Origin of the sequence: Erythrobacter cryptus DSM 12079, assembly GCF_000422985.1 — a bacterium.
GTDB classification, from domain to species: Bacteria; Pseudomonadota; Alphaproteobacteria; order Sphingomonadales; family Sphingomonadaceae; genus Erythrobacter; species Erythrobacter cryptus.
The window spans coordinates 199944-223906 of the sequence record NZ_AUHC01000001.1 but is presented as its reverse complement, the minus strand read 5'-3'; the positions used below and the strand labels follow the sequence as shown (position 1 = coordinate 223906).

The 23963-nt window shown below is 66.6% G+C and carries 21 protein-coding genes; 13 read left to right on the top strand and 8 right to left on the bottom strand.

What is annotated here, in order from left to right:
* Positions 1-19 precede the first annotated feature (19 nt).
* The 3 genes from G524_RS0101080 to G524_RS0101070 all read left to right on the top strand — a co-directional run bounded on the left by G524_RS0101080 (position 20) and on the right by G524_RS0101070 (position 2961).
* On the top strand, positions 20-331 hold the full coding sequence (locus G524_RS0101080) for an FtsB family cell division protein (protein WP_027442045.1): 312 nt from the start codon (positions 20-22) through the stop codon (positions 329-331).
* Positions 332-495: 164 nt separating this feature from the next.
* Positions 496-1581: a pyruvate dehydrogenase (acetyl-transferring) E1 component subunit alpha gene (pdhA, locus tag G524_RS0101075; protein WP_027442044.1), complete on the top strand. Its 1086-nt coding sequence runs from the start codon at positions 496-498 to the stop codon at positions 1579-1581.
* 3 nt (positions 1582-1584) lie between these two features.
* The gene (locus G524_RS0101070; RefSeq protein ID WP_027442043.1) at positions 1585-2961 is read left to right on the top strand and encodes a pyruvate dehydrogenase complex E1 component subunit beta; all 1377 of its coding nucleotides are present in this window, start codon (positions 1585-1587) and stop codon (positions 2959-2961) included.
* Positions 2962-2991: 30 nt separating this feature from the next.
* On the opposite strand, the gene G524_RS14600 is transcribed toward G524_RS0101070, so the two are convergent.
* From G524_RS14600 to G524_RS0101055, 3 genes are read right to left on the bottom strand one after another with little or no spacing between them, the layout of a single operon-like run.
* Positions 2992-3699, bottom strand: coding sequence for a TadE/TadG family type IV pilus assembly protein (locus G524_RS14600; protein WP_245561250.1), 708 nt, complete (start codon positions 3697-3699; stop codon positions 2992-2994).
* A complete protein-coding gene (locus G524_RS0101060; RefSeq protein WP_027442042.1) occupies positions 3699-4310 on the bottom strand; it encodes a TadE/TadG family type IV pilus assembly protein in 612 nt (203 codons plus the stop codon). Before G524_RS0101060 ends, G524_RS14600 begins: the two co-directional genes overlap by 1 nt.
* Positions 4307-6295: a Tad domain-containing protein gene (locus tag G524_RS0101055; RefSeq protein ID WP_027442041.1), complete on the bottom strand. Its 1989-nt coding sequence runs from the start codon at positions 6293-6295 to the stop codon at positions 4307-4309. The genes G524_RS0101060 and G524_RS0101055 overlap by 4 nt, the downstream gene beginning before the upstream one ends.
* 211 nt (positions 6296-6506) lie before the next feature.
* On the opposite strand from G524_RS0101055, the gene G524_RS14595 reads away from it, so the two are divergent.
* Positions 6507-7169 carry a hypothetical protein gene (locus G524_RS14595; protein WP_156893971.1) on the top strand — a complete coding sequence of 221 codons (663 nt, stop codon included), beginning with the start codon at positions 6507-6509 and terminating at the stop codon, positions 7167-7169.
* 46 nt (positions 7170-7215) lie between these two features.
* Positions 7216-7677, top strand: a complete 462-nt coding sequence (locus G524_RS0101045) for an EF-hand domain-containing protein (RefSeq protein ID WP_027442040.1) — start codon at positions 7216-7218, stop codon at positions 7675-7677.
* A gap of 4 nt (positions 7678-7681) precedes the next feature.
* On the opposite strand, the gene trmFO is transcribed toward G524_RS0101045, so the two are convergent.
* Positions 7682-9067, bottom strand: coding sequence for a methylenetetrahydrofolate--tRNA-(uracil(54)-C(5))-methyltransferase (FADH(2)-oxidizing) TrmFO (gene trmFO / locus G524_RS0101040; protein ID WP_027442039.1), 1386 nt, complete (start codon positions 9065-9067; stop codon positions 7682-7684).
* 75 nt (positions 9068-9142) lie between these two features.
* Here trmFO and G524_RS0101035 point away from each other — a divergent pair, with 75 nt between their 5' ends.
* Positions 9143-9808: a lysoplasmalogenase family protein gene (locus G524_RS0101035; protein ID WP_027442038.1), complete on the top strand. Its 666-nt coding sequence runs from the start codon at positions 9143-9145 to the stop codon at positions 9806-9808.
* Here the strand turns inward: G524_RS0101035 and gyrA are convergent.
* Positions 9801-12566: a DNA gyrase subunit A gene (gene gyrA / locus G524_RS14590; RefSeq protein WP_051220808.1), complete on the bottom strand. Its 2766-nt coding sequence runs from the start codon at positions 12564-12566 to the stop codon at positions 9801-9803. The two genes, G524_RS0101035 and gyrA, sit on opposite strands and share 8 nt — an antisense overlap.
* Positions 12567-12883: 317 nt before the next feature.
* On the opposite strand from gyrA, the gene G524_RS0101025 reads away from it, so the two are divergent.
* From G524_RS0101025 to G524_RS0101015, 3 genes are all read left to right on the top strand, one after another.
* Positions 12884-14218 carry a hypothetical protein gene (locus G524_RS0101025; RefSeq protein ID WP_156893970.1) on the top strand — a complete coding sequence of 445 codons (1335 nt, stop codon included), beginning with the start codon at positions 12884-12886 and terminating at the stop codon, positions 14216-14218.
* Between the two features lie 127 nt (positions 14219-14345).
* Complete coding sequence (gene lipA, locus G524_RS0101020; protein ID WP_027442036.1) at positions 14346-15305, top strand: lipoyl synthase; 960 nt, start codon at positions 14346-14348, stop codon at positions 15303-15305.
* Positions 15305-15766 (top strand): type II toxin-antitoxin system RatA family toxin, encoded by a 462-nt coding sequence (locus tag G524_RS0101015; protein WP_027442035.1) that lies wholly within the window; start codon positions 15305-15307, stop codon positions 15764-15766. The genes lipA and G524_RS0101015 overlap by 1 nt, the downstream gene beginning before the upstream one ends.
* Here G524_RS0101015 and G524_RS0101010 read toward each other — a convergent pair.
* Genes G524_RS0101010 through G524_RS0101000 form a run of 3 tightly spaced genes read right to left on the bottom strand, consistent with a single transcriptional unit; the run spans position 15727 to position 17968 of the window.
* Positions 15727-16239, bottom strand: a complete 513-nt coding sequence (locus G524_RS0101010) for a CinA family protein (RefSeq protein ID WP_027442034.1) — start codon at positions 16237-16239, stop codon at positions 15727-15729. The two genes, G524_RS0101015 and G524_RS0101010, sit on opposite strands and share 40 nt — an antisense overlap.
* The gene (locus G524_RS0101005; RefSeq protein ID WP_027442033.1) at positions 16239-16799 is read right to left on the bottom strand and encodes a hypothetical protein; all 561 of its coding nucleotides are present in this window, start codon (positions 16797-16799) and stop codon (positions 16239-16241) included. The genes G524_RS0101010 and G524_RS0101005 overlap by 1 nt, the downstream gene beginning before the upstream one ends.
* A gap of 11 nt (positions 16800-16810) precedes the next feature.
* The gene (locus G524_RS0101000; protein WP_051220807.1) at positions 16811-17968 is read right to left on the bottom strand and encodes a bifunctional 2-C-methyl-D-erythritol 4-phosphate cytidylyltransferase/2-C-methyl-D-erythritol 2,4-cyclodiphosphate synthase; all 1158 of its coding nucleotides are present in this window, start codon (positions 17966-17968) and stop codon (positions 16811-16813) included.
* A gap of 79 nt (positions 17969-18047) precedes the next feature.
* Between G524_RS0101000 and dusB the strand changes: the two genes are divergently transcribed.
* The 4 genes from dusB (at position 18048) to G524_RS14585 (ending at position 23932) form a co-directional block, all read left to right on the top strand.
* Entirely contained in the window at positions 18048-19064 is a 1017-nt protein-coding gene (gene dusB, locus G524_RS0100995; protein WP_027442031.1) for a tRNA dihydrouridine synthase DusB, read from the top strand.
* A 3-nt stretch (positions 19065-19067) separates the two neighbouring features.
* Positions 19068-20174: a two-component system sensor histidine kinase NtrB gene (locus G524_RS0100990; RefSeq protein WP_027442030.1), complete on the top strand. Its 1107-nt coding sequence runs from the start codon at positions 19068-19070 to the stop codon at positions 20172-20174.
* A 4-nt stretch (positions 20175-20178) separates the two neighbouring features.
* Positions 20179-21609, top strand: coding sequence for a sigma-54-dependent transcriptional regulator (locus G524_RS0100985; protein WP_027442029.1), 1431 nt, complete (start codon positions 20179-20181; stop codon positions 21607-21609).
* A gap of 85 nt (positions 21610-21694) precedes the next feature.
* Positions 21695-23932: a HAMP domain-containing histidine kinase gene (locus G524_RS14585; protein WP_051220806.1), complete on the top strand. Its 2238-nt coding sequence runs from the start codon at positions 21695-21697 to the stop codon at positions 23930-23932.
* Positions 23933-23963: the final 31 nt, after the last annotated feature.

Sequence of the window (23963 nt, the reverse complement as noted above, 5' to 3'; positions counted from 1 at the left end):
GGACGGGCAAGGGATCACGATGGCAGCTCCGCGCAGCATCGCCACACAGGATCGCCGCAGGCAGTGGCTGGCGCTGGGCGTTCTGCTGGTGCTCGCAGGCTTTGCCGTTGCCGGCCCCTGGGGCCTGCTCGCCTGGAGCGAGAATTCCACCGCGCTCGAGGCGCGCCAGGCGGAGATCGCCGCGCTTGCGGCCAAGCGTGATGCCCTGCGCAACCGGGTGCGCCTGCTCGATCCCGAGGCGGCTGATCCTGATCTTGCCAGCGAGCTGGTGCGCGAGCAGCTCGGCGTGATGCGCGAGGATGAGGTGGTGATCACGCTCGAGGACGAGTGATCGCTACCCTGTCCACCCGGCAATTCTTTTCTGCATTCGGCTTGATTTCGTATGCGCGCTTAAGCCTTGCGCGGCTTGGCGTTGCGCCGTGCGGGGCTTGGCGCCTATAGACGGAGCGCGCGCATCTCCTCCCCAGGGGCGCGCCAGTCGGAGGGATCCAGACCTTGGCCAAAAAGCCTGCAAAACCGTCAAGCCCGGCAAGCCCGCCCGTCAGTGTGGCGGAGGATGCCGACTTCATTCTCCATTCGCTCCAGGAGCGCTTTGCCGCCAATCGGCGCTATCCGGCCAGCGAGGCCGAGATGCTCGAATTCTACCGCCAGATGCTGCTGATAAGGCGGTTCGAGGAGAAGGCCGGGCAGCTTTACGGGCTGGGGCTGATCGGCGGCTTCTGCCACCTTTATATCGGGCAGGAAGCGGTGGCGATCGGGCTGCAATCGGCACTCGATCCCGAAAAGGACAGCGTCATCACCGGCTATCGCGATCATGGCCACATGCTCGCCTACGGCATCGATCCCAAGGTCATCATGGCCGAGCTTACAGGCCGCGCCGCGGGCATTTCCAAGGGCAAGGGCGGCTCGATGCACATGTTCTCGACCGCGCACAAGTTTTACGGCGGGCACGGCATCGTCGGCGCGCAGGTGGCGCTTGGCGGGGGCCTCGCGCTCGCACACAAATACAACGAGGATGGCGGGATCTGCCTTGCCTATTTCGGTGATGGCGCGGCCAACCAGGGGCAGGTCTATGAGACCTTCAACATGGCCGCCTTGTGGCAATTGCCAATCGTCTTCGTGGTCGAGGACAACCAGTATGCCATGGGCACGGCCACCCGGCGTTCCTCGGCCGAAACCCGCTTCTATCGCCGCGGCACCGCCTTCCGCATCCCGGGCATGGAGGTGAACGGCATGGACGTGCTCGAGGTGCGCGCCGCGGCAGAAGTCGCCTTTGCCCATGTGCGCGCCGGCAAGGGGCCGGTACTGATGGAGTGCAATACCTATCGCTACCGCGGCCATTCGATGTCCGACCCGGCCAAGTATCGCACCCGCGAGGAGGTGCAGGAACAGCGCGAGCTGCACGACCCGATCGAGGGCCTGAAGAAGGTGCTGCTCGCCGCTGGCAAAAGCGAGGAAGATCTCAAGGCGATCGACAAGGCGGTGCGCGCCGAAGTCGCTGCCGCAGCCGATTTTGCCGAAAGTGCGCCAGAACCCGATCCGTCCGAACTCTACACCGACGTGCTGGTGGGGAGCTATTGAGCCATGGGAATCGAACTGAAGATGCCGGCGCTGTCGCCGACGATGGAGCGCGGCACGCTGGCGCGCTGGCTCAAGCAGGAGGGTGATCGGATCGAGCCGGGCGACATCATCGCCGAGATCGAGACCGACAAGGCGACGATGGAATTCGAGGCGATCGACGAGGGCGTGCTCGAGAAAATCGTCGTGCCCGCCGGCACCGAGGATGTCGCGGTCGGGGCGGTGATCGCCTTGATCGCGGGAGAAGGGGAGGCAGCGGCCGCGCCTGCCCCTGCCATTGCCGCCACCAGCGCGCCCGAGCCGGTGCGCGCAGCGGCTCCCACGCCGGCGCCTGCGCGCCCGGCCCAGGCAGCTGCGGCTGCTCCCGCCGCTGCGGACCCGGCAATTCCGGCAGGCACGGCCCTTGTCAGCACCACCGTGCGCGAGGCGCTGCGCGATGCCATGGCCGAGGAGATGCGCCGCGATCCGCGGGTCTTCGTGATGGGCGAGGAGGTGGCCGAATACCAGGGCGCCTACAAGGTCACGCAGGGCCTGCTTGCCGAATTCGGCCCCAAGCGGGTGATCGACACTCCGATCACCGAATATGGCTTTGCCGGGATCGGCACCGGCGCGGCGATGGGTGGCCTCAGGCCCATCGTCGAGTTCATGACCTTCAACTTCGCCATGCAGGCGATCGATCACATCATCAATTCGGCCGCCAAGACCAATTACATGTCGGGCGGGCAGATGCGCTGTCCGGTGGTGTTCCGCGGGCCCAATGGTGCGGCGAGCCGGGTGGCGGCACAACATTCGCAAAACTTTGCCCCCTGGTATGCCAATGTGCCGGGGCTGATCGTGATTGCGCCCTATGATGCGGCTGACGCCAAGGGCCTGCTCAAGGCGGCGATCCGATGCGAGGATCCGGTGGTCTTCCTCGAGAACGAATTGGTCTATGGCCGCAGCTTCGATGTGCCACAGGTCGAGGACTATGTGCTTCCCATCGGCAAGGCCCGGATCGTGCGCGAGGGGCGCGATGTCACCATCGTGAGCTATTCGATCGGGGTGGGCCTTGCGCTCGAGGCCGCAGGGATGCTGGCGGGGGAGGGCATCGATGCCGAGGTGATTGACCTTAGAACCCTGCGCCCGCTCGACAAGCAGGCCGTGCTCACCAGCCTTGCCAAGACCAACCGCCTCGTCATCGCCGAGGAAGGCTGGCCGACCTGCTCGATCGCCGCAGAGATCATGGCACTATGCATGGAGGAGGGTTTTGACCACCTCGATGCCCCGGTGCTCAGGGTGTGCAACGAGGATGTGCCGCTGCCCTATGCCGCCAACCTTGAAAAGCTCGCGCTGATCGATGCTGACCGCATCGCCGCGGCGGTGCGCAAGGTGTGCTATCGCTAGGCCGGCACGCGGCGGCGCCCCGATCCGCGATCAGGTCGGGCGCGCCGCCGAATAGACGTTGCAGCGGGCGACCGGCCCGCCGGTGTAGAGCCCGTTCCCATCCGGCCCGCCGGTGAGGTCGCGGTTGTCGCGCACGTTGAAGGCGGCGGTGTAGGTAAGCGTCTTGCCTTCAAAGATGTTCACCGGCGTGAGCGAGCGATAATCATAGGCGACCTCTACGAACATCACCGCGGTGCCCGGCGCTGCGGTGACCTGCCGGCCCGGCTCGCCCATGCCGGGAAAGCCCGTGCCGGTCTTGCCGTCACCCTCGCGGCCATAGGCCGAGTTATAGACCTTGGCCCCGCGGCAGCGCTGCCAGGCGATCCACTGCCCGCCCTGGGCATTGCGCTGCAGGCTCGAGATGATGACGCGGCCTTGCTCAAAGATGCTGATCCCCTCGCCCAGCTTTTCCGCACCGATCAGGGTCTCGGCAATGTCGCGCTCATAGACCTTGCGGGCCGAAAGCATGGTGTCGTCACCAACGCGCGAGGCATTGTCAGCAACCTGCATGGCCAGCTGGCTCACCTGCATGTGGGTGACCACCAGAAACGCTGTCTCGGCGCCCATCAGCCCGGCGGTCAGCACGATCGGCATGGCGAAGGCAAACTCGATCATCGCCACGCCGGATCGGTTTCGCGCAAGCCGACCGAGCAGGCCGCGGCGACGCTTCACGGTGGAAGCCTGGGCTGCCATCATCATCAGCAATCCCTCTCGATGGTGGAGCGATCCTGCTCGTCATAGGGCTGGTTGCGCAGCACCGTGGAGGCGCGAAGCGTAACATCGCGCGGCATTCCCGCCAGTGCGAAGACGGGAAACAGCCGCGGATAGGTGACATTTGCCGTATAGAGCACCGCGTCGCGCGCCCCGCCGATGCCGGTCTTCCCGCGGTCTGCCTCCCATGCGCCCGATTCATTGATATCGACGTAACGCTCGCCCGGGTCGCAGCGGTTATTGCCGTTGTCGCCAAGGATCGGCTCGGGTTCTCCGATGTCGGCAAAGTCGAAGTGCGACAATTTCTCGAAGGTGATGGTGGCGCCGGCAGGGACGACCACCTCGAGCTTGTCACGCACCCGTGCATCGATGTCGGCCTGACGTGTCAAGGCACTTTCAAGCGTCATGTCCCGCCCGGCCTTTTGCAGCGCGCCGTTCAGCATCGCGTTGGTGAACTGGGTGTGGGCCATGTCGAAGACGCCCAGGATCAGCAGGATCAGCACGGGGGCGACAAAGGCGAACTCCACAATCGTCGCACCCTCGCTTTCACGGGTGAGGCGCCGCAGCAAAGCGGCGCAAGGCGTGAAACGCGGCATCATGACGTCAGCCTCAATGCTGCAATCTTCTGGGCAATCTCCTGGAACCGCGCGTTAAGCGTGGCGCTGTCATTCGCCTGGAACGCACGGCCCGGGGAAGCACAGTCGATCAGGTTTTGCGTCAGCGTCGTGCCGAAGGCCACGACCCACACGGTGATATTCTCCTGCTTCGCCGCCCGGCAGATGGCCTGCAGGCGCGCCGCCCGGCGGTTGAATTCGCGAGTGCTGTTGCCATCGCCGGTGATCCGCCGATCCCACCACTCGATCCCGTGGGTCGAGTAGTTCTCGACATTGTTGACCTGCGCACCGTCGGTCATGAACACGATGTGCCGAGCGATCGCATCACCATTGGGAGCGCTGGTGTTGTCGGCCGCGAACATGCCGCGCGGCGAGATGAACCGTGCGCCCCACAGCATACCGATATCATGATAGGTATTGCCGGTGGCGACCAGCGCGTTGACATAATTGACCACATCGGTGCGGCTCATTTCTGCCAGCCGGCGGGCCGGGCGCGGACATGACCAGCCTGGTCGGTCCTGCGTCGTCGAGCGGCCAGCAGCGATGCGCTCGGAATCGGTGACCGGATTTGTCGTGCGGTTGTTGGCCCCGTCGCGCCGCTCCCATACGGCCGAATTGAGCGAGGGCTTCCAGCGCTGCGCCTCGGTGGTAGGGACGAGATTGATGTTGATGTCATGGGCGCCTGGCGGGATCGGATCATAAGTGTCGGTCAGAACCGTCGCCGCTTCCTCGATGCAGCCGGTCCATGTCTGGGTGGTCATCGCACCGTTGGTGCCCACCGGGATCTGCAGCGTGTTGTTGGTGTAGATATCGGCAAGGTTGACCGATTCCCATCCAGGCGGGCTGTTGGGCGGGTTGACCACCCCGCAGGGGTTGGCCTCGCCCGGTGTCACCTGGCAATAGACCCACTCGCGGAACTTGGGAGTGACATCGGCGCTGGTGAGCGTACGGGTCTTGCGCACGCGGCCACGGCAACCAGCGCGGTTGTTGGAAGACCCACCCGACCATTGGTTCAGCACGATCTGGGGCGTGGGAAAGACCTGCCAGGTCTGCGGCTTGCCCCCGACCGTGACGGTGTAGGTGCCAGGCAAACTGCTCTGACAGAAATTGCGTGCCGTGGTGCCGGCCGAGCCATCCGTGCGGAAGCGATAGTGATCGACGTTGGTCGAATTGAAATTCGAGGTCGACCGCGGGAGCCATTCTTCCTGATCGGAAATCAGAATGACATCCCCCTCCTGGTTGTTGGGGAAATCCGCGGGGTCATAGCGTGCGACGCGCGATTGATAGGAGTGGGTGCTCGCCATGTAGGCACGGGGGATCTGGAAGCCCACGTTGACCTGCTGTGAATAGGGCACAAAGCCATAGCGCACCTGCGCGCTGTCTGAAGTCGCAGCATCGACGGTGTCGTAGAAATTGATCACGGCCTGACGCAGCGCCACGATCTTGGAGCCAGGGCCCGAGCTGCACGGCGTGCCATCGGGGCACTCGGCCATCGATCCAGTCGTGTCGAGCACGAACATGATGTCGGAATTCGATATGTTGATCTCGGCGGTGCAGCTTACCGCGATTTCAAACGAGTCGAAGCCGAAAATCTGCATGATGCTGGTGGGAAGGGTTCCGCTTGCCTGACCGATCACCACGCCTTTGCCGTCGCTGGTGTAATCACGGGTGCGATCCTCCAGACCGAACATGCCCTCCTCGAAATTCTGATCGAAGAAGCTCAGCCCGATCTGGCGGTGGGCGGTGGTGAAGGTGTCGTTGGTCATTGCCTGGCGGGCGGCAAGGGCGCCGGAGTCGCAGGCCGCCTGAAGGCGCGAGGCCGCCATGTAATAGCGGCTGGCATCAATGCCGCTGCCAACCATGGCGATAATCGGAAACATCGCTGCGGCGGAGATCGCCAGCGTGTTCGCGGTCCGGTCATGCAGCAGCTTGCGCATGAAGGTCGCGTGCTTTTGCCGTTCGTGCTCCATCGGATCGATGCCTTTCCCCCGCTGGCGAGCGCAGGCATGCGCCGCCATCCCGGATGCAACTTCCGCGCATAGGCCAGTCTGGTAAGCGGAACGCGAAAGATCATGGTTGACAGAGGGTTAAAGTAGGCAAACCAAGCCCTTGTGCCGCCGCTGTCCCGCCACAGGACAGTTTGCTTGCCAAACCTATATGGGCATCACTAAAGGCTGCGCCGTGCATTCCCCCAGTCTTGAACCCCTGCCGCCCGAGGCCCGGATGGCGCTCGCCTGGAGCCCGCCGCCGCTGCGCGCCCGGCTCGTTACCGCCCTTGCGCTTGATCGGCGTCTGGCGCGCATCGCGATGCGCACACGCGAGCCGATGCTGGGGCAGATGCGCCTTGCGTGGTGGCGTGAGGCGCTCGGCAAGCCGGTCGCCGATCGCCCGCGCGGCGATCTCGTGCTTGATAACGCCGGCCAGCACTGGGCCGGGCGCGAGGCGGGGCTGATCGCGCTGGTCGATGGCTGGGAGGTGCTGGTGAGCGCCCCGCGCATCGGAGCGGATGAGGCCGAGGCCTTCGCGCGCCAGCGCGCCGCCTTCTTTGCCCTGTTGCCGAACGAGGCGGCGCCGCCGGCCGTGGCCGAAGCGGTGGCGGCAGCGGCACGGGTGTGGGCGCTGGCCGATGCCGCCGCCGCGGTTTCCGATCCGGCCGAACGCGCGGTGCTGGTGGCCGCGGGACAGACAGCGGCTGCGCGGCCGGCGCGCCTTCCTGCCGCGCTGCGCGGCCTTGCGGTGCTCGCCGCGCTGGGGCGCCGCGCGCTGGCACGGGGCGGGCGCCCCCTGATGGAAGGCAGGGCGGCCGCGCTGAGCGCGCTCAGGGGCGCTATCTTTCTGAGGTGATTGCGGTTATTCAAGAAACCTCGTCAGCAACGCGGGGAGCAGAGCGATGCGGCAGGCCGTGCTGGGAGCATTGGGAGCGCTGGTGCTGGTGGGCATCGGGTTGTTCTGGTGGCAGGGCCGCGCCAGCATCGAGAGCCGCGCCCCGCCGCCACCGCCCGCCGCGCCCATCACCGATCCCGAGGTGTTGCCGATTGCCGATCCGGGCACGATGAAGGGCCCGGCGCCGCCCGAGGTGAGCGAACTATCGCGCGAGGAACAGCGCTTCTTCCGCTATGATCGCAATCGCGACCGGGTGATCTCGCGCAACGAGATGCTCTCCACCCGCACCGCGGGCTTTCGCGCACTCGATGTCGATGGCAACAACCTCCTGACCTTCGAGGAATGGGCGGTGACCACGGTGAAGCGCTTCGAGGGTGCCGACAAGGACGGCGACGGGCGCCTGACCCCACAGGAGTTTGCCACCACCGCGCCCAAGCCCGCCCCGAAGAAACCGGCCTGCAAGTGCTGAGGCTTCAGGCGGGCACCACCTCGCGGTTGGCGGCGATCCAGCGCGCCAGATCGGCCTTGGCCCGCGCGGTATAGGCTTCCTTGCGCGCCTTCTTGCCGATCTCGTGCAGCGGCGGGAACAGGCCGAAATTGATGTTCATGGGCTGGAAGGTCTCCGCTTCGGCATCGCCGGTGATGTGGGCGAGCATGGCGCCAAGCGCGGTGGTTGGCGGGAGCGGCTGCCAGGCGCGCCCGGCCAGCTCAGCTGCTGCCATCAGCCCGGCGACAAGGCCGACCGCGGCGCTTTCGACATAGCCCTCGCAACCTGTCACCTGCCCGGCAAAGCGGATATGCGGCGCGGCCCTCAGCCGCAGCTGGCGATCGAGCACCAGCGGGGAGTTGAGGAAGGTGTTGCGGTGCAGCCCGCCGAGCCGGGCAAACTCGGCCTTCTCCAGCCCCGGAATGGTGCGGAACAGGCGGATCTGTTCGGCATATTTGAGCTTCGTCTGGAAGCCCACCATGTTCCACAAGGTGCCAAGCTTGTTGTCCTGCCGCAGCTGCACCACCGCATAGGGCCAACGGCCCTGCGGATATTCGGGCGTGCGGTCGAAGGGATTGTCGAGCCCCACGCCCTTCATCGGCCCGAAGCGCAGCGTATCGACCCCGCGCTCGGCCATCACCTCGATCGGCATGCAGCCTTCAAAATAAGGCGTGTCCTTCTCCCACTCGCGAAAGCTGGTCTTTTCCGCTTCGAGCAAGCCCTTGTGGAAGGCGAGATATTGCTCCCGCGTCAGCGGGCAATTGATGTAGTCGCCGCCATCGTTCGAGGCATGGGTGGTCTTGTTCCAGCGCGACTGCACCCAGCATTTGCTCATGTCGATGCTGTCACGATAGACGATCGGCGCGATCGCATCGAAGAAGGCGAGCCGCTCGGCCCCCGTCACCCTGACGATGCTGGCGGCAAGGCTTTCCGCAGTGAGCGGGCCGGTGGCGATGATCGTCGGGCCTGCAGCGGGCAGGGCATCGATGCGCTCGCGCACGATGGTGATATTGGGATGTTCGCTCAGAGCCCTTTCCACTTCGGCCGAGAACACCTCGCGATCAACCGCCATGGCGCTGCCCGCCGGCAGGCGCGCGATTTCGCCCGCGCGCATCACCAGGCTGCCGAGCATCCGCATCTCGTGATGCAGGAGGCCGACGGCGTTGCTGGTGTCATCATCCGAACGGAAGGAATTGGAGCACACCAGTTCGGCAAGGCCATCGGTCTGGTGCGCAGGGGTTGTGGCGCCGCTGCCACGCATCTCGGAAAGGCGCACGCGAAAGCCACGCTGCGCCAGTTGCCAGGCCGCCTCGCTGCCAGCGAGCCCGCCGCCGATGATGTGGATGTCGTGCACAGATGATGCTGGCGCCATGGCGGGGCAGGTAATTGCATGATAGCGCCGCGGCAAGCCCTGCAGGGCCGCAGGAAGGGGAGGAGAGCGCGCAAGATGGCACACCAGGCGCTGATCGAGCGCAGACCGTGGCTGCTCGCCAGCATCATCGCGGCGAGCGCCTATTATGTGCTCAGCGACAATCCGGTGTTCGAGGGCCTGTGGGGGCTGATCGCCAAGGGGTCGGCCGTGGGCCTGCTCGCAATATATGTTTTGCTGCGCGTGCCAGCGGGCCGCCACCGTGCCGACGGGCTGCTGCTGGCAGGCGCGCTCGCCCTTGCAGCGGCGGGCGATGTGGCGATCGAACTCGATTTTCGCGCCGGCGGCGCGCTCTTCGCCGCGGCGCATGTGGTCGCGGTGGTGCTCTATCTCAGGAACCGCCACCCGCGCCCTTCACCGATGCAGAAGCTGATCGGGGCGGGCCTGCTGGTCGCCACCCCGCTGGTAAGCTGGCTGCTGAGCGCGCGCAGCGAGGCGGCGATCTATGCGCTGTTCCTCGGCGCCATGGCTGCGACGGCGTGGATGAGCCACTATCCCCGCTACCGCGTGGGCAGCGGGGCGGTGTTGTTCGTGGTGAGCGACTGGCTGATCTTTGCGCGCATGGGCGCCTTCGATCTGGCTCCGCTGCCCGATCTGCTCATCTGGCCGCTCTACTATGCCGGGCAGGTGATGATCGCCACGGGGATCGTGCAATGCCTGCGCGGCGAACAGCCGGTCAGGTAGAGGGCGGGGCGCTCGCGCTTTCGGGTGCCTCGTCCGCCTCGTCCGCATCGATCAGTGCTGCGCCGACGATGTGCTCACCCTCGGCGACGTTGAACAGGCGGATCCCCGAGGAGGCGCGGCCCGAAATCGCGATACCCTTGGGAGGCTGGCCAAAACCGCCTTCGACAAGGTGGCGCAAGTCGATACTGAGGCGAATGAGCTTGGCCTGATCGGTCACCAGCATCACCTGCGCGCCGTGGCGCACCGGGAAGCTCGCCACCACGGGGCCATTGCGATCCGGGTTGCTCTCGGGCACGCCGATATTGGTGATGCCCTGTCCGCCGCGTGCAGTGACGCGATATTCATAGGCCGAGGAGATCTTGCCATAGCCATTGGCGGTGACGGTGAGGATGAACTCCTCGGCTGCCGCCATCGCTGCCATCTGCTCGGGCGGCAGGGTGGGGGCGGCATCATTGTTCTTCCATGGCGCTGCGCGCAGATAGGCCTCGCGGGTTTCGAGATCGGCGGTGAAAGGCTCGAGCACCGCCATCGAGACCACCTTGCCGCCTTTCTTGAGGCTCATGCCGCGCACCCCGATGCCGGTGCGGCTCTTGGTCTCGCGCGCCTCGGTCGCGGCAAAGCGGATCGCCTTGCCGCTGTCGCTGGCAAGGAAGATGTGCTGATCTTCCCGGAGCAGCGCCACCCCCACGAGCCGGTCACCCGAACCCTCGACAAAGCCCATGGCATATTTGCCCGCGGTGGGGATGTTTGCAAAGGCATCCATGGCGTTGCGCCGCACCATCCCCTGCTCGGTGGCAAAGACGATGTGGAGCCGCGCCCAAGAGCTTTCATCCTCGGGCAGGGGCAGCACCTTGGTGATCCGCTCCTCGGGGCCGAGCGGCAGCAGGTTGACCATCGGGCGCCCCTTGGTGGCCGGCCCGCCCTCGGGCAACTTCCAGACCTTGAGGCGATAGACCCGCCCGGTGTTGGTGAAGAACAGCACCGGATTGTGGGTGGAGGTGACGAACAGCTCGGCCACCGCATCCTCATCCTTGGTGGCCATGCCCGAGCGGCCCTTGCCGCCGCGGCCCTGGGCGCGGAAGGCGGCAAGCGCGGTGCGCTTGATATAGCCATCGTGGGTGACGGTGACGACCATCTCCTCGCGCTCGATCAGGTCTTCATCCTCGAAGCCTTCGACCGGCGGGGCGATCTCGGAAACCCGCGGGGTGGCGTAGGTCGCCTTGATCTCGGCAAGCTCGGCACGCATCACCTCGTAGAGCCGCGCGCGGTTGCCGAGGATCGCCAGATATTCCTCGATCGCGCGGGCAAGCCCGGCAAGCTCGTCGCCGATCTCGTCGCGCCCCAGCGCGGTGAGGCGGTGGAGGCGCAGCTCGAGGATCGCCCGCACCTGCCGCTCGGACAGGCGATAGGCGCCGCCAAGTTCGGCCGCGCTCGGCTCGATCGCCTCGACAAGGCGGATATAGGGCGCGATCTCGCCGATCGGCCATTCCTTGGCCAGCAGCCGGGCGCGCGCCTCGGCCGGGTTGGCCGCCCCGCGGATCATCGTCACCACCTCGTCGAGGTTGGAGACCGCCACCACCAGGCCAAGCAGGATATGCGCCCGTTCGCGCGCCCGGGCGAGCTCGAACTTCGTGCGGCGGGTGATCACTTCCTCGCGGAAGGCGATGAAGGCGCTGATGCAGTCGCGCAAGGTCAGCACCTCGGGCCGCCCGCCGCGAATCGCCAGCATGTTCGCCGGGAAGGAGGCCTGGGCCGGGGTGTGGCGCCAGATCTGGTTGAGCACCACTTCGGGCGTGGCATCGCGCTTGAGGTCGATCACCACCCTGACGCCCTCACGCGAGGATTCGTCGCGGATGTCGGCGATCCCCTCGATGCGCTTGTCCTTGGCCGCCTCGGCGATCTTTTCCACCAGCGTCGCCTTGCCGACCTGGTAGGGGATCGAGGTGAAGACGATGCTCTGCCGCTCGCCCCGGCCGGTCTCGATCTCGTGACGGCAGCGCATCAGGATCGACCCGCGCCCGGTGGTGTAGGCCGCCCGCGCGCCCTGGGTGCCAAGGATCAGCGGTGCGGTGGGAAAGTCGGGCCCGGGGATATGTTCGATCAGATCTTCGGAGGTGATGTCCGGATTGTCGATGAAGGCAAGGCAGGCATCGATCACTTCCCCCAGATTGTGGGGCGGCACGTTGGTGGCCATGCCCACCGCGATCCCGCCCGCGCCGTTGACAAGCAGGTTGGGAAAGCGCGCCGGCAGCACCGTCGGTTCCTTGCGGCTGCCGTCGTAATTGTCCTGGAAATCGACCGTGTCCTTGTCGAGATCGTCGAGCAGCGCGCTTGCCACCCGGGCAAGGCGCGCCTCGGTGTAGCGCATCGAGGCCGGGGGATCGGGGTCCATCGAGCCGAAATTGCCCTGGCCGTCGATCAGCGGCAGGCGCATCGACCATGGCTGGGTCATGCGTGCGAGCGCATCATAGATCGCCGCATCGCCGTGCGGGTGATAATTGCCCATCACGTCGCCGACGATCTTGGCGCTCTTGCGATAGGGACGCCCGGCGACAAAGCCGCCTTCCTGGCTGGCAAAGAGGATGCGGCGATGAACCGGCTTCAACCCGTCGCGCACATCGGGAAGCGCCCGGGAGACGATCACGCTCATCGCATAGTCGAGGTAGCTCGACTTCATCTCATCGACGATGTCGATGCGTTCGAAGGCGCCCATCGGGGCAGGGGCGGGGGAATCGAGGATATCGGTATCGTCGCTCAAGGCTGGGGCCGTTTCTGTTCGTGTTCGATGCGCCGCGCTGCGGCGCCAAGCGGCCGCGAGCGGCCGGGTCCCCCCCCATTTAGGAGCTTGGCCGTGATTTCGCCACTAGAGCCACGGAACAGGCCGCGAACGCTGCCAATTTTTCCACATATGCGCTGATGCGGCGCTGCCTGCGCCGGGCGGCCATTCAAAGCCGGTTCAGCACCGCCCGCCTAGCGGCGATTGCAAATTGGCCGTGAGCCGTTCAAAGGCTGCGCCATGGTTGTGGCAGGAGGCGCCCTCAGGGTCTTTCTGCCGGGTATTTGCTGGAGGACCCCGTGATCAAGCCCACTTCGCTTCGCCGCCGCTCGGCCGGTCTTGCTCGTCACTTCGCTCTGGCGCTTGCGCTTGCTGCGGGCGGAGCGGTGCTGACTGTGCCCGGCCTTGCCGATCCTGCCATGGCGCAGAAGAAGAAGGACGAGCCCAAGGGCGCGGCCAAGCCTGTCATTTCCAAGGAGTTTCTTGCTGCCTATCAACCGCTGAACAAGGCGCTGGAGGCTCCCGGTGCGGATATTCCTGCACTCAAGCCGCAGCTGCTGGCACTCAAGCCGCTGGCCCAGTCGGCAGACGAGAAGCAGGCGCTTGGCGCAATGATCTTCAATGCCGGGATCACCGCCAAGGACGAGGATCTGGAGATCGAGGGCATCGACCTGATGCTGTCCAGCGGCAAGTTGGCCCAGGCCGAAGCGGCCCGCTTCAACGTCGTCGGCTTCCAGATCGCGACGGGGCGCAAGCAATTTGATCAGGCACGCGCCTATCTCCAGGCCGCGATCGACCTCGGCTTCAGCTCGCCCAATGCCTCGACCGACGATCTCAGGCTCAATTATGCCGAGCTTTATTTCAGCGAGGAACGCTATGCCGATGGCCTCACCTACCTTGCTGATCTGATTGCCGCACGCAAAGCTGCCGGCAGCGAGGTGCCGCTGAAGTGGTATCGCCGCGCGGTCTCGGTCGCCTACACCAACGAGATCGTGCCGCAGGTCTATGAGTTCGCGGCGGGCTGGGTGACGGACTATCCCTCGCCCGAAAGCTGGCGTGATGCGGTCAACCTCACCCGCAACCTCAACGAGTTCGAGTCCCAGCCGCTGCTCGATCTGCTGCGCCTCGGGCGCAAGATCGGCACCTTCAAGGGCAAGAACGACTACATCGCCTATATCGAGTCCGCCGATGCGCGGCGCCTGCCGGGTGAAGTGAAGGCGGTGATCGAGGAGGCCTACGCCAATGGGACCATCCCGCGCGGATCGGACAGCTTCGTCGATGACCAGTATCGCCTCGCAAGCGACCGGGCCGGGGCCGAAAGAGCGGAGATGGTCGGGCTCGAGCGCGATGCCAATGCAGCAAGCGCCCAGTTGCGCACGGTGGTGGCCGCCGGCGATGTGTTTCTGAGTAATGGCGAGAATGCCAAGGCCGCGGGCTTCTATCAGAAGGCGCTCGGCATGGCCGGGGTGGACCGCGATCACGTGCTCACCCGGCTCGGCATGGCGCTGATCGGCACCGGTGACATCGCCGGGGCGCGCGAGGCGCTCGCCAATGTTGGCGGCGCGCGGCTGCCCGTGGCGCGGCTGTGGGCGGCCTATGCCGCACAGCAAGGCGCTGCGGCCTCCGGCGGCTAAGCAACCGCTTTACCGCTTCACGACAAGGCGCGCGTCGGGGCGATCCGGCGCGCGCCTTCGCTTGTGGGGGTAGGGCCTTGATGGAAGGCGCTGCGCCGCGCTTGCGGCAGGGCGGCTTGGCGCCTAAATGGCACCCATGAACGATCTTGCCAGCACGCCGCCACCCGCAGCGCGCCCCGCGCGCCAGCGCAAGCCCGACTGGATCCGCGTGCGCGCTCCGGTGAGCGAGGGCTATCACCAGACCCGGCGGCTGATGCGCGAGCTCAATCTCAACACCGTGTGCGAGGAGGCCGCCTGCCCCAATATCGGCGAATGCTGGAGCAAGAAGCACGCCACGGTGATGATCCTTGGCGATGTCTGCACCCGCGCCTGTGCCTTCTGCAACGTGAAGACCGGGATGCCGCGCGCGGTCGATCCGCTCGAGCCCGAGCATGTCGCCATCGCCGCAGCGCGCATGGGGCTCGAGCATATCGTCGTCACCTCGGTTGACCGGGACGACCTGCCCGATGGCGGCGCTGCGCAATTCGTCAAGGTGATCGAAGCGCTGCGCCGCACCACGCCGACGACCACGATCGAGATCCTCACCCCCGATTTCCGCGGCAAGATGCGCCGCGCGGTGGAGATGATCTGCGCGGCGGGCCCGGACGTTTACAACCACAATCTCGAAACCGTGCCGAGGCTCTATCCGACGATCCGCCCCGGCGCGCGCTACTATGCCTCGCTGCGCCTGCTCGAGGAGGTCAAGGCGCACAACCCGCTGATCTTCACCAAGTCGGGGATCATGCTTGGCCTTGGTGAACAGCGGCTCGAGGTGCACCAGGTGATGGACGACATGCGCAGCGCCGATGTCGATTTCATCACCATGGGCCAATATCTCCAACCCACGCCGCGGCACGCCAAGGTCGAGGAATTCGTCACCCCCAAGGCCTTTGCCGCCTATGGCGTGATCGCGCGGGCCAAGGGATTCCTGCAGGTCGCCTCGAGCCCGCTCACCCGCTCGAGCTATCACGCGGGCGAGGATTTTGCCCAGATGCGCGCGGCGCGCGAGGCCAAGCTGGCGCGCGGCGGAGCCATGGCAGGCGCCTGATGCCAGGCATCCGCGAGACCCGCCGCCTGCCCTACAGCGCCGAACAGATGTTCGACCTCGTGGCGGACGTCGGGCGCTACGCCGAGTTCCTGCCCTGGGTGATCGCCACCAGGGTGCGCAGCAATTCGGACACCGAGATGCTGGCTGACATGGTGGTGGGCTTCAAGGCGATCCGCGAAAGCTTCACCTCGCGGGTGAAGAAGACCTGCCCGCGTGAGATTGATGTCCACTATGTCGATGGGCCACTCAGCGATCTCGACAATGTCTGGACCTTTCGGGCGATCGATGCGCATAGCTGCGAGATCGACTTCATGGTCGATTTCACTTTCAAGAACCGTCTGTTTGAAAAGCTCGCCGGGCAATATTTTGACAAGGCCTTCCGCAAGATGGTGGAGGCCTTCGAGGCGCGCGCGGCGCAGCTTTACGGCAGCAGCAGCTCGAGCGCGCAGAGCGTTGCCTGACGGCGGATCGCGGCGCGGCCATCGGGGCCTTCGCCGCCGGGGAAGAACCTGAGCTCGCCCTCGGGCTCGGCCTCGCCCTCGCGGGTGACGCGGGCAAAGACCACCGTTCCGACCGGCTTTTGTGCGGTGCCGCCGCCGGGCCCCGCAATCCCGCTGATCGCCACGGCGACATCGGCCTTCGAGCGCTCGAGCGCGCCCTTGGCCATCGCCCAGGCGCAGGCCACCGAGACCGCGCCGAAGGTCTCGATAATGTCTGCGGCAACGCCCAGCAGCTCCATCTTGGCCTCGTTCGAATAGGTCACGAAGCTGCGATCGAGCACCGCCGACGAGCCGGCGATCTCGGTCAGCGCCGCGGCCACCAGCCCGCCGGTGCAGCTTTCGGCGAGGGTCACCACGCGCCCGGCGGCGGCATTCTCGGCAATCACCCGTCCGGCAAGAGCGGCGATGTCGTCAGGCAGAAGGTGAGCCGCCATCACTTCCTCGGCGCGCCAGCAGCGGTCGGGCAGATCGAGGGGTTCTTGAGATCGGCCATTTCGGCAATGAAGGCGACGAGGCCACCGACATTCTCGATCGGCAGCGGGCTGATCAGTTCCACCCCGCGCTCGATACGGCTGCAATCATCGCCCTTGATCTCCTCGGCGATGACCTGGCCGATCATAGCATCGACGAAGGGCCGCAGCGCATCCTCGGGCATCGACGAGAGCATGGCGAGCATATCCGGCCCGCCATTGCCGGCATTCTTGGGATCGCTCGCCATGAAGGTCTTGAGTAGACGGAAGGCGCCGGGCCAGGCCGCGTCCTGCCGGGCCCTGAAGGGCGTGATGAAGCCTTCGCCGCGGGCGCTGATGAAGCCATCGCGCGCAAGCCGATTGGCGCAGGCGCTGCGCACCGCCTCATAGGCAATCGGCATGGCATAGACCACGCCGTCGCCGAGATCGGCGGGCGCGACACAGGCCTGGGTTTGTGCCGCAGCAGCCTCGCCGGTGAGCAGTGCGGCAAAGGCAAGCACGGGGGCAAGGAGCGATCGGGTCATGGCAGGGTCCCTCAGGTTGTGCGCAGAAGCATGACGATGGCCTGGGCGGCGATGCCTTCGCCGCGGCCGGTAAAGCCGAGCCTTTCGGTGGTGGTCGCCTTGATGCTGACCGCAGGCTCATCCACGCCCATCAGGCGCGCCAGCTCGGCCCGCATCGCAGGGCGGTGGGGGCCGATCTTGGGCGCCTCGCAAATGAGCGTCAGATCGACATTGCCCACCGCATAGCCCGCCGCGCGGGCAAGGCCCAGGGCATGTTCGAGAAAGCGCCCGGAACGCGCACCCTTCCACTGCGGATCGCTCGGCGGAAAGTGGGTGCCGATATCGCCCGCCCCGATCGCACCCAGCACCGCATCGGTAATGGCATGGAGCGCGACATCGGCATCGGAATGGCCGACAAGCCCTCGATCATGAGGAATGCGCACCCCGGCAAGCCACAGTTCCTCGCCCGGGGCAAGGCGGTGCACATCAAAGCCCTGACCGATGCGGCAGGGGGGAAGGGCGCTCTCGTCCATCAGGTCCTCGGCGAAGGTGATCTTCTTGAGCCGCTCGTCCCCCTCGACCAGCGCCACCGCGCCCCCGGCCGCGCGCAGCACCTGAGCATCATCGCCGGCATCGGCCGGGCCCTGCCAGGTGCGGTGCGCGGCGAGGATCGCATCATAGCGGAAGGCCTGCGGGGTCTGCACCCGGCGCAGGCGCTCGCGCGGGGCGCTGCCCGCCATCAGCCCGCCCTCGTCGCGCGCGAGGCTGTCCACCACCGGCATCACCGGGATCGCCCCGGGATGGTGCGCGAGCGCGGCGAGCAGGCGGGCGATAACGCCATGGGGCAGATCGGGGCGCGCGGCATCGTGGATCAGCACACGCGCGGGCGCGCTCGTCGTCAGCGCCTCAAGCCCGGCGCGCACCGATTCCTGCCGGGTCGCCCCGCCACGAACGATCCGCACGCCCGGCGTGCCCGCCAATACCTGGCGCGCGGCATCCTCATGCTCTGGGCTGACCACCGCCACGATCACATCGGCGCCCGCCCGTGCGAGGCTGTCGATGGACCACAGGAGCACAGGCCTCCCGCGCAACATCCTGAATTGTTTCGGGGTCTCTCCGCCAGCGCGCAGGCCTTTGCCGGCCGCCACGACCACGGCGGCAAAGGCGGGAAGGGGGGCGGCGGTCTCCATCGCAGCGGCTCGCTTAGGGTCTGGACGGGCCTTGGGCAATCCATTATGCGCCTGCCCATATTTTAGGCAAGCTTCCACCATGACCGCGCTTCCCGCCCCTCCGCCCCTGCGGCCCATCGCCATCGGCCCGGTGTGCGTGGCCGAGCCGGTGCTGCTTGCGCCGATGACGGGGGTGACGGACCTGCCCTTCCGCACCCTGGTGCGGCGCTATGGCTCGGGCCTCAATGTCACCGAGATGGTGGCGAGTGAGGCGGCGATCCGCGAAACCCGCCAGTCGCGCCAGAAATCCGCCTGGGACCGGATCGAGGAGCCGGTCTCGATGCAGCTGGTCGGCTGCGATCCCAACAGCATGGCCGAGGCGGCCAAGCTTCAGGAAGGCAATGGCGCGGCGATCATCGACATCAATTTCGGCTGTCCGGTGCGCAAGGTGGTCGGCCAATATGCCGGCAGCGCGCTGATGCGCGAGGTGCCGCTGGCGATCCGGCTGATCGAGGCGACGGTGAAGGCGGTCAAGGTGCCGGTGACGGTCAAGATGCGCATGGGCTGGGATCATGACAGCCTCAACGCGCCCGAGCTTGCCCGCATCGCAGAGGATCTCGGGGTGCAGATGGTCACCGTCCATGGCCGTACCCGCAACCAGATGTACAAGGGCCATGCCGATTGGGCCTTCGTGCGCAAGGTCAAAGAGGCGGTGCGCATCCCGGTGATTGTCAATGGCGATATCTGCACCATTGCCGATGCCGCCCGCGCGCTAGAGCTTTCGGGCGCGGACGGGGTGATGATCGGGCGCGGCGCCTACGGCAAGCCCTGGCTGCTTTCGCAGGTGATGCATTGGTGGCGCACCGGCCAGGCGCTGCCTGGCCCAAGCCTCGAGGAGCAATATCGTCTGGTGGTCGAGCACTATCAGCGGATGCTCGATCACTATGGGCGCGAGACCGGGGTGAAGATGGCGCGCAAGCACCTGGGCTGGTACACCAAGGGGCTGTACGGTTCGGCCGAGTTTCGCAACCGAGTCAATTTCCTCGAGGATGCGGGCGCGGTGCTGGAGGAGATCGCGCGCTTCTACGAACCCTTCCTGCTGCGCGAGGCGGCCTGAGCCTTGGCGACCCATCCGGCCGAACCGCCCGAGGCACCTGAGGCAGCGCACCCCGATGCCCGTGCGCAGATTGCCGGGCTGATCTTCGCCCTGCTGCTGATTGACGATGAGGGCCGTATCCGTGAGGTCAACCACGCTGCCGAGGATCTGATCGGTACCAGCGCCAGCCGCCTCATCGGCACCCGCCTCATCGACCGGCTCGGTCCGCTCGACCCGCGGGTCGAGGCGCGCCTTGCGGCGGGCGAGGAAGGCCTCGTGGTGCGCGATCTTGCCGTGCGGCTCTCGGGCAACGAGCTCAGGGTCAACCTCACCGTTTCGCCCCTGCCGCACCATCCGGGCTGGCGGGTGGTGACGCTTTCGCAGCTGGGGCACGATGACAGCGCGCCCCCGGGCAGCGGTGAGGCGATGCTCGGCGCCCCGGCGGTGCTGGCGCACGAGATCAAGAACCCGCTCGCCGCCATCCGCGGCGCCGCGCAGCTGGCTGCGCGCAAGCTGCCCCATGTCGATCGCAAGCTGGCGCGGATGATCACCGACGAGGTTGACCGCATCGCCCGCCTGATCGATCGGATGCAGCAGCTGGGCAGCACCCGCACCGGGCCGGTTGCCCCCTGCAACCCTCATGAGGCGGTGCGCACCGCAGTGGCGACGCTGCGCGCCGCGGAGGCCGCAGGGGAGGCGATCGAGATCCGCGAAGAGTTCGATCCCTCGCTCCCCCCGGTGCTGGCCAATCGCGACGCGCTCGAACAGGTGCTTATCAATCTGCTCTCCAATGCCCGCGACGCGGTGCGCGGCGAGGGCGGCGCGGGCTTGATCACGGTGCAGACGCGCTTTGTCAGCGGGCTGGCCTTCAGCGCTATCCGCAATGGCCGGGCGGTGCCGTTGCCGATCGAGATCACCGTCACCGACAATGGCCCCGGGATCGATCCGGCGCTGCGCGACCACGTGTTCGAGCCTTTCGTCTCGTCCAAGCCTTCGGGCCAGGGGCTGGGCCTGTCGCTGGTGCGCAAGCTGGTGCGCGACATGAACGGCAATGTCAGCCATGAACGCGATGCGCGCGCCGGGCTTACCCATTTCCGCCTGCACCTGCCGCAGGCACCCGCGGCGGCCTGAGCCCATGCCCAACCGTCTGCCGATCCTGCTGGTCGAGGACGATCCGGCGATTGCCACGGTGATCATCGCCGCGCTCGAGGACGAGGGCTTTGCCATCGCCCATTGCACCAGCATCGCGGCGCGCGACCAGCAATTGGCGCAGCGCGAATTCGGGGTGATGCTGACCGACGTCATTCTCGAGGATGGCGATGGGCTGGCGAGCCTTGCCGCGGTGCGCGCACGCGCGCCCGAGATGCCGGTGATCGTGCTTTCGGCGCAGAACACGCTCGACACCGCGGTGCGGGCGAGCGAGAGCGAGGCCTACGAATATTTCCCCAAGCCTTTTGACCTAGACGAGCTGGTGCAGGCGGTGCGCCAGGCGGCCGGGGCGCGCGCGCATGGGGGCGAGCCGGGCGAGGCGGCCGTGGGCACGGGCGAGACCATGCCGCTGGTCGGGCGCAGCCCGGCGATGCAGACGGTCTATCGGATGATCACCCGGGTGCTGCGCAATGATCTTACCGTGCTCATCACCGGGGAGAGCGGCACCGGCAAGGAGCTGGTGGCCGAGGCGATCCACGAGCTTGGCAACCGCCGCACCGGCCCATTCGTTGCGGTCAACACCGCCGCGATCCCTTCCGATCTCATCGAAAGCGAGCTGTTCGGCCACGAGAAGGGCGCCTTCACTGGCGCCATCGCCCAGGCGATCGGCAAGTTCGAGCAGGCCAATGGCGGTACGCTGTTTCTCGACGAGATCGGCGACATGCCGGCCGAGGCCCAGACCCGGCTGCTGCGCGCGCTCCAATCGGGGCGCATTCGCCGGGTGGGCGGGCGGCAGGAAATCGCGGTCAATGTGCGCATCATCGCCGCCACCAACCGCGATCTGGCGCCAATGATCGCCGCCGGTACCTTCCGCGAGGACCTGTTCTATCGCCTCAACGTGGTACCGATCCACCTGCCGCCCCTGCGCGAGCGGCGCGAGGACATCGCCGCGCTGGCCCAGCACTTTCTCATCAAGGCCGCCGAGGATGGGCTGCCGCGCCGGCACCTGACCGCCGATGCCATCGCCCTGCTCGAGGCCCGCAGCTGGCGCGGCAATGTGCGCGAGCTGCGTAATGTGATCTATCGCCTGGCGCTGATGGCGCGCGAGGAGCGGATCGATGCCGCGGCAGTGAGCGACATCATCGGCCCGGAAATCGCTCCCGCCGGCCAGCCGGGCGAGCCCGCCAGTGGCTTTGGCGCGGCGCTCAGCGCCTGGCTTGCCGCCGAAGCACCGCCGCCGGGTGCAGTCTATCACCGGGCCCTTGCCGCCTTCGAGAAGCCGCTGATCGAATACGCCCTCGGGCGCACCGGGGGCAACCAGCTTCGCGCGGCCCAGCTGCTCGGGATCAACCGCAACACCCTGCGCAAGCGGATCGGCGAGCTTGGGCTCGAGCCCGATCGTTTCGCCTCGTCCTGAGGCACCGCGCATCGGCACGGCAGGGGCGGGCAGGCAACACTTTGCCCTTGCATGAATGCCACACCGCTGTTGTAAAGTAGCAACGATGCATCGCTCTGCTCCCAGCGCGCCCACTCCGCCCACCCGGCACCCGCCGCGTTGGTGGCGGCGTGCGCTGGTGGCGGCACGCCGGGCCAATGTCTTCCTCTGGCTTGAAGTTGCCTGCGTGGTGGCGCTGGTGGCGGCGGTGGCGGCGACCTATGCCGCCTACGACCGCTCCGCCCGGCCCGACGATCTCCTGCCGACGATGCAGGTCTCGGTGCTGCTGATGGCAACGCTGGTACCGGCAATGACGCTGCTGGTGCTGATCGGACGTCGTCTCGCGCTGCGGCGCGCCGCGGGCAGCACTGCGCGGCTGCATGTGCGCCTGGTGTTCTTCTTCTCGCTGGTGGCGGCGGTGCCCACCCTGCTGGTGGCGGGCTTTGCCGCCTTCCTGTTCCAGTCGGGTGTCGATTTCTGGTTTTCCGATGAATCGCGCGGGCTGATGGAAAACGCCAATGCCCTGGCGCAGAACTATTATGACGCCAACCAGCGCGATGTCGAACAGAACACCATCACCATGGCCACCGACATGCGCGACATCCTTGCGCGGGTGCCGATCACCGATCCCGATTTTCCCGATTTCTACGCCTATCAGGCCCAGGCGCGCGAGATCTCCGAGAGCGCCATTCTCCAGCGCATGGGCGATGGCTCCCTGCGCACCGCGGCGATCCTCAACCTCACCAAGGACAACAGCCCGCTGGCCTTCAGCCGCGCCGCGCTGCCGCGGCTCGACAAGGGGGAGTTTGCCGTGGTCGTGGGCAGCCCCGAGCGGATCGAGGCGCTGGTGCCGATCGATCCGGTGAGCGGGATCTACCTCTACAACGCCCGCACCACCGAAGAGACGATGTTCAATTCCTGGTCGCGCGCGCAATCGATCGTCGCTGCTTATAATCGGCTCACCGGAAGCGCGCGCACTTTGCAGCTGCGCTTCAACATCGCGCTGGTGGCGGTCAGCCTGCTGCTGGTGGGCCTGGCGATCTGGTTTGCGCTGCGCTTTGCCGACCGCCAGGTCGAGCCGCTCACCAATCTGGTCGCCGCGGCGCGCAAGGTGGGGCAGGGCAATTTCGCGCTGCGGATCGATGGGCGCACCGGGGCTGACGAGATCGGGCTGTTGAACCGCGCCTTCAACCGCATGACCGCGCAGCTCGAAAAGCAGACCCGGGCGCTCATGAATGCCAACCGCCAGATCGATGATCGCCGCGCCTTCACCGAGGCGGTGCTCGAATCGGTCAGCGCCGGGGTGATCTCGGTCAACGCCGCGCGCGAGGTGACGCTGATGAACTCCTCGGCCCAGCGGCTGCTCGGGCCGGAGGACAGCCCGGCTTCGAGCGGTGAGATGATCGGCCAGTCGCTCGAGACGCTCTCGCCCGAACTTGCCCGCTTGATCAGCGAGGGCAAGGAGCGCGCAATCATCACCCATGCCAAGGGCAGCGAACTGCTGACCCTGGCGGTCAAGGTGGCTCCGGGAAGCGAGGGCCAGGTGATCACCTTCGAGGATATCACCCGCCAGCTGCTCGACCAGCGTCAGGCGGCCTGGTCGGATGTGGCGCGGCGGATCGCGCACGAGATCAAGAACCCGCTCACCCCGATCCAGCTCGCGACCGAGCGGCTCAAGCGCCGCTATCGCACCCAGGTGGACGCGGCCGATCAGGCGCTGTTCGACGACCTTACCAACACCATCGTGCGCCAGGTGGGGGACCTCAGGAAGATGGTCGACGAGTTCTCCTCCTTCGCCCGCCTGCCCAAGCCGGTGTTCCGCGACGAGGACGTGCTCGATCTCGTGCGCCAGGCGGTGTTCCTGCAGGAGGTCGCGCATACCGGCATCGCCTTCAGCGTGAACGCTTCGGGCTTGTCGAACCGCGAGATCCGTTGCGATCGCCACCAGTTCGGTCAGGCCATGACCAACGTGCTCAAGAACGCGGTCGAAGCGGTCGAGGCGCGCTCCGCCGAGGCCAAGGGCGCCTATGCCGGCGAGATCGCGGTGAGTTTGAGCGATCATGGCGATGCGATCAGCGTGACGATCGAGGACAATGGCATCGGCCTTCCGGCCGACCGTGAGCGGATCGTCGAGCCCTATGTCACCACCCGCGAAAAGGGCACGGGGCTGGGCCTCGCGATCGTCAACAAGATCGTCGATGAACATGGCGGTGACATGAGCTTTGCCAGCGCGCCGAGCGGCGGCACCCGCGTCACCTTGCGCTTCGCCCGCAATCCCCAGCCTCCCGAGGCGGGTGCCGCATGAGCGCGCGTTGTCCCACAACCTTCCACGCATC